Annotated in this window: 2 protein-coding genes and 1 pseudogene; 1 reads left to right on the top strand and 2 read right to left on the bottom strand. The window is 74.0% G+C overall.

Annotated elements, in window-relative coordinates:
* Both JNW87_RS37915 and JNW87_RS37910 read right to left on the bottom strand, forming a co-directional pair.
* Positions 1-417: pseudogene (locus JNW87_RS37915) on the bottom strand (hypothetical protein); the annotation flags it as partial.
* Positions 414-1,022 carry a helix-turn-helix domain-containing protein gene (locus tag JNW87_RS37910; RefSeq protein WP_238455388.1) on the bottom strand — a complete coding sequence of 203 codons (609 nt, stop codon included), beginning with the start codon at positions 1,020-1,022 and terminating at the stop codon, positions 414-416. The gene JNW87_RS37910 and the pseudogene JNW87_RS37915, both read right to left, overlap by 4 nt.
* Positions 1,023-1,133: 111 nt before the next feature.
* Here JNW87_RS37910 and JNW87_RS37905 point away from each other — a divergent pair, with 111 nt between their 5' ends.
* The gene (locus JNW87_RS37905) at positions 1,134-1,931 is read left to right on the top strand and encodes an alpha/beta fold hydrolase (RefSeq protein WP_238455387.1); all 798 of its coding nucleotides are present in this window, start codon (positions 1,134-1,136) and stop codon (positions 1,929-1,931) included.
* Positions 1,932-2,202: the final 271 nt, after the last annotated feature.

Here is a 2,202-nt window from a genome sequence, read left to right as displayed (position 1 = left end):
AAGGCCTGGGTCACGTCGTATGTGCCGAACAGGTTGACGGCGAGGTGCCGTTCGAGTGCGGAACGGTCGTTCAGGTCGTCGTACCAGGGCGCGCTCCTGCGCGGCCTCGGCGGCGGACAGCACCGCGGCGGCGTTCCGGGTGGCGGCCTCACGGAGCTTGTCCAGGTCGAGGTCGGTCGGGACGGCCTTCTCCCGCAGCCCGGCCGCGGTCAGGTTCGCGGTCTTCAGCGTCTCGGTGGCCTTCTGACGCAGCTCGAAGCCGGTGACGACGGCCTTGCCGCCGAGGTCGGCGACGACCTTGGTGCCGAGGTCGGAGACCACGGTCGGGAGCTTGCGCAGCTGCTGCAGGGCCAGCTCACCGGCGCCGGCGGCGGCGTAGAGCGGGGCGGGGATGCGGTTGGTCTTCGGCTGGGTCATGACTTCTCCTCCTCGGCCGCACCGGCGGCCTTCGGCGCGGTCTTCCTCTGACGGGCGGTGCTGGTCGTCGGGGCGGGTGCGGGGCCCGCCTCGGTGACGGCGACCGACTCGAGGACCGCCTCGGTCGGGGTACCGTCCGGCGTCGTGGGGCCGGTGGCGGCCGGCGTCACGGTGCCCGGCGCCTCCGGGGCCTCGGCGGGCCCGGTGGCGGACGGCGCCGCGGGCTCGGCGACGGTGTTCGCGGCGGCGGTGGCCTCCGCGATCCGCGCGTTCTCCCGGCGGAACGTCTCGTAGATCTGGGTGAGCGACTGCTTCTGCGCCATGGTCAGCTCGGGGTCGACGGCGATGGCCGCGAGCACCCCCTGGCCTTCCTTGTCGTCCAGCAGCCCGGCCCGCAGGTACATCGCCGGGGTGGAGACGCGCAGCGCGCTGGCCAGTTGCTGCAGCACCTCGGCGCTCGGCTTGCGCAGGCCGCGCTCGATCTGGCTGAGATACGGGTTGCTGACGCCGGCCTGCTCGGCGAGCTGCCGCAGCGAGATCTTCGCGTTGCGGCGCAGATCGCGAATGAACCCGCCGACGTCGGGAAGGTCCTTGCTGGTGGCCATGACTCGACGCTAACCCGGGATGCTAGCAACTGCAAGCAAAGCGCTAACCGGAGTTAGCAAGGTCTCAGATCGACTGTTGCGCGCCCGGTGTCCGGTACGTACCGTCCTGGGGTGACCAAGATCGAAGTCAACGGCGCCCTGCTCGCGTACGACGAGGCCGGGACGGGGACGCCCGTGCTGCTGCTGCACGCCGGCATCGCCGACCGGAGGATGTGGCGGGAGCAGATCCCCGCGCTCGCCGCCCGGCACCGGGTCGTCGCCCTCGACCTGCGCGGCTACGGCGACTCCGAGCTGCCGCCGGCCCCCTTCGCCCACCACGAGGACGTGGTCGGCGCGCTGGACGCGCTCGGCCTCGACCGGGCCGCCCTGGTCGGGTGCTCGTTCGGCGGCAAGGTCGCCGTGGACACCGCCCTGGCCCATCCGGAGCGGGTCTCGGCGCTGGCCCTCTTCGGCGCCCCCGTGTCCGGCAGCGAATGGTCGGAGGAGACCGAGCAGCTCTGGGAGACCCTGGTCGGCGAGGTGGACCCGGCGGACTTCGCCGCGGCCGCCGCCGGCGAGGTGCGGTTCTGGGTGGTCGGCCCGGCCCGCCGGCCCGAGGACGTGGACCCGGAGCTGATCCGGTTCGCCCAGGAGATGGACCAGCGGGCGCTCGCCGCCGAACTGGCGTTGAGCGCCGTCGAGGTCGGTGAACTCGACCCGCCGGCGATCGACCGGCTGGGCGAGCTGCGGATGCCGGTGCTGGTCGGGGCCGGCGCGGCGGACGTGCCGGACATCAGCCGGCTCGCCGACCGCATCGCCGCCGAGGCACCCCACGGCGTACGCCTGCCCGACGTCCCGGACGCCGGCCACCTGCTGCCGCTGGAACGCCCCGGGCCGGTCAACGCCGCCCTGCTCGACTTCCTGCCATGACCGCCTCGCCGGCCGGTTCCGCCGCGACCGGGCGCCCGACCGGCGTGTCGCCGCCTCAGCGTCACCTGCCCGGACAGCGTCATGACTGTCAGGCATAAATATGCCTGACAGTCATGTCGCCCAATCCGGTGACCAGTACCGGACGGCCCACCGGACGGACGGGGACGCGGCACCCGCCGCCGGACGGGAGGAAGGCCGCACCGTGGAGGGGCCCCCGGACGGCGCCGCGCCGCGCCCGCCGCGCCCGCCACCGGGCGGCCGGGGCAGGCCG

Source organism: Micromonospora sp. ATA51 (assembly GCF_016802855.1).
Taxonomy (GTDB): Bacteria; Actinomycetota; Actinomycetes; order Mycobacteriales; family Micromonosporaceae; genus Micromonospora; species Micromonospora sicca.
This window is presented reverse-complemented; position numbering and strand designations above follow the sequence as displayed.